Here is a 3,674-nt window from a genome sequence, read left to right on the forward strand (position 1 = left end):
GCCCAAATCAAATTGCCCGCCACCAAACCCAATCCCCTGCGGGCGGATGAGATCAGGCGGTTTTTTGACGCCATCAACCCATCTACCATCACCGGAAAACGGGATTTTGTCATCTTTCAGCTGGCGCTTTTGACCGGTCTTCGTGCATCCGAACTTTCCGCTTTGACAGTCCATGACATCAATCTCGCAGAAGCGGTTCTCTACGTCCGTGACGGAAAGGGCCAAAAGGATCGGGTTGTTCCTTTGGCAAGCAGTCTTTGCACGCTTCTCGATGAATACCTCACCAGTGTCCGTCCAAAACTGGTGAAGGATCACAAATGCGACCATTTATTCGTGTCACAACGCCACCATCCTTTATGGGAAAGTGCCATCCGGGATTTAGCGATGCTATATGCCAAAAAAGCAGGCCTCACCTATCGGCAGGTGTCCCCGCACATTTTCCGGTATACATTTGCCACTCTCTTGGCACGAAAATCAAAAGCGGATATCACGGTCATCAAGGAGCTGCTCGGTCACTCCAACATTCAGACGACGGCACGATATGTGGGGGTTGTGGAGGAGGATAAGAGGAGGGCGGTGGAGGGGTTGGAGATGTAAAAAATGGTGAAGACCTGGAAAGCACGCTCTTACGTTGAACAAGATAAGAGCGACAATATCGTACTGAGTCACATTCCAGCTCGCTATGCTCTCTATTAAAGCAAATTCATGATGAATGTCTCACCCAATATTGTGATTAGCAGTAGCACAGACTCCCAATTCGTTTCCTTAAAAAACCACTTTGGGAAAGCTCCATACGTGATTCGATAATGGTATACGCTAAAAAGGCGGGTCTAACATATCGCCAATTCTTACCTCACATTTTCCGTTACACTTTCGCTACCTTGCTGGCTCGCAAGTCTAAAGCGGATATAACCGTGATCAAAGAACTTCTCAATATACAGACGACAGCAAGATACGTCGGTGTCGTCGAGGATGTTAAGCGTAGAGCAGTTGAAGCTTTGGATATGTAAAAGAGCCGGGACTGAAGTCCCGACCCTTAGCTGTTAGAAGTTATTACTTCGTAAGAGAATCAGCAGTGCTGGTTACGCTGTTGGCTGTAGCAGTGATATTGTATACAGTACCAGCAGTATCCGCAGCAGGAGCGGTAAAGGTCACAGTGTAGGTACCAGTACTGGTCTTCGTTACCGCACCAAAGTTAGAAGCAGATGCGGTTCCGCCGGTAACTGCAACGGTCGGAAGTGTCGGAGCATCTACAAGGTTGCCCAGAGCATCCTTAGTCGTAATTGTCAGCGTTTGGGCGGTAGTTCCGATCGGAGAAGTACCACCAGTCAGAGTAACTTGAGCTACAGAACCTACTATAGAGGTGATTGCTTTTGCAGGATTTGCGTAGAAATCACCAGTTGTTGTTACATTTACCCAAACTTGTACTTGAGTAGAACCTGCAGGAATTTTCACATATGAAGCATCAGCACCAGTTGCAGATGTACGTACTCCCGTGCTGGATACTACACCAGTAGAGTTTGCTGTAGCACCATTAGCAGTTGTGCCAGCGATTTGAGACGCAATCACAGTTGCCGGTACATACAGATCACTGGTGTAAACCGTCGGGTTACCACCCGCATCAACCAATTGAACTGTGAACGGACCAACTTCACCCGCAGTAGAAACGGTGTACTTGTTGGTATCATTGTTCGGTGTCAGTACCCGTACTTTAGAAGCAACGGTTTGTGCCAATACATTAATTGTAGCAGATCCGCTTACTCCAGCAGTAGACTCATCGGTTACCGTTACACTTACTGCACCGGCTTTACCTGCAGTCATTGTAGCTGCACTAAGAGCAGTATTGATGTCGTTGACAGTACCTTCCCACGTAACTGTATTAGCAGTTGTATCACTGGTTACAGTTACGTTAGACGGAGAAGTAGGCAATCCTTGAATTCCGTTAGCCGGCGAGAAGACAACTTTCACTCTGTCGTTTTGACCAGTTGTGATCGGATTACCATACTGATCTTGCTGTTGAATCGTGATGTTCAAATGGTCGCCTGCAGCAGCAGTTGTTTTGCTGTTGTTGTATGCACTAGTTGCTTCGGTATCTTGAATGGTTACACCCAGTTTAGCAGTAACCATCGGAGATACATTTACAACTGCATTTGCATTGTTACCACCAGGCAAACCAGATGTTTGTGCGGTAACCGTCCAAGCTGCGGTGTAAGATTGCGGTACCAACGAAACAGTTGCAACACCGTTTCCGTCAGTATTTACAGTTACGGTATTAGATGTAAAAACACCGTCTTGAGTGACGCCGTTCAGGGTAGCCGTTCCAGTAGAACCGGAAGTACGTGTTGCATAGAATGTTACCGCTTGACCGGATTTAGCTACTGGGTTACCGAACTGGTCGACAACTTGCACTTTAACAGTTGTAGCAGGGTTCGAAGCAGGTACGTATGCGTTAGCAGCAGTTGCTGTAATGTGATCTGCTACGTCAGCCTTAACAGTAAATTGCAGTGTAGAAGATGCTGTCAAAGCATTACTGGTCGCAGAATCTACAACTTGAACGTTGTAAGTACCTGCAGCAGCAACTGGCGGAGTAGCCGATACAGTGCTAATGGTAAAGGTTCCGCTTCCAGGCAACGGTACACCGTTACCAGTGCTCGGAACTGGTGTGCTACCTACCTTAATGTTTGTAGCCGGTGTTCCATCAGCATTCGTTACTTTCACCACAGCCGTTGCAGGAATGGTACCCGACACACTGTTACCTGCAGCGTCTTGAAGCGTTACTGTGTAGGTCGTAGAACCACCCTGAACAAAGTTATCTTTTGCATTTGTGCCAAGAGCAAGAGCCAACTTAGCAGCATTACCAGCAACTACACCATTAATGGTAGCAGAACCAGTCAGGTTACCGCTAATGACGGTTACGGTAGATTGGCCCGTTACACCTTTAACCGATTGTACAGTAACAGAAGCAGCTGTGCTTCCTACTACAGTACCGGGTTGATCTTGAGTGGTTGCCGCACCGTTAGCATAGAAGGTTACCGAAGGACCAGAGATCTTGAAAGTAACAGGATAAACTCCGGAAACCATCGGGTTACCATCTTGGTCGAGAACCTGAGCGGAAACAGTACCCTGTTCGGTACCAATGTTTACACCCAGCGCTGTGGGAGCAGTTACCTTAATGGATGTAGCTACTTGAGCAACAGTTTTAACCGTTGCACTTGTATATACGCTAGGAAGTGCATTAGCCGCACCAGTTGCTTTTACGTTATTTACGGTAATCGTATCGCTCAAACCAGGAGTAGATGCACCGTAAATAGTAACGGTAGCAACACCGTTCGTTACTGCTACACCGGTCAAATTAGTTGTACCAGTAGTAAAGTCAGTGGTAGAGGAATTTGCCAATTTAGCAGCAGTACCCCCGATTTGAACATCAACCGTACCATTAAAGTTGTTAACAGGATTTCCGTTTGCATCTACAACAGTAATATTGAGAGTTTCATGGGACTTACCACTTGCAGCAAGATCCTTCGGAACATCAATCTTAACGCCAGCAGCCGCACCATAAACCGTCACCGTCTCCGTCAGCGTCTTGCCATCCGCTACAGCGGTGATGGTTGCGGAACCAGGAGCGGTACCTACGAAGTTCCCGTTTTGGTCGATTACACCGTTACCGGATACCG

At 47.4% G+C, this 3,674-nt stretch carries 3 protein-coding genes; 2 read left to right on the forward strand and 1 reads right to left on the reverse strand.

Annotated features, from left to right (window positions below; genetic code table 11):
- Together C230_RS18940 and C230_RS23765 are read left to right on the forward strand one after the other, a co-directional pair.
- The coding region (locus tag C230_RS18940) for a tyrosine-type recombinase/integrase (protein WP_018130168.1) at positions 1-597 on the forward strand (597 nt) is incomplete at its 5' end.
- A 158-nt stretch (positions 598-755) separates the two neighbouring features.
- Entirely contained in the window at positions 756-1,010 is a 255-nt protein-coding gene (locus tag C230_RS23765) for a tyrosine-type recombinase/integrase (RefSeq protein WP_407635565.1), read from the forward strand.
- 43 nt (positions 1,011-1,053) lie between these two features.
- Here C230_RS23765 and C230_RS22815 read toward each other — a convergent pair.
- Positions 1,054-3,674, reverse strand: a 2,621-nt coding sequence (locus tag C230_RS22815; RefSeq protein WP_169332817.1) for a beta strand repeat-containing protein, incomplete at its 5' end; no start/stop codon positions are given.

The sequence above is a fragment of the Effusibacillus pohliae DSM 22757 genome, assembly GCF_000376225.1.
Lineage (GTDB): Bacteria > Bacillota > Bacilli > Tumebacillales > Effusibacillaceae > Effusibacillus > Effusibacillus pohliae.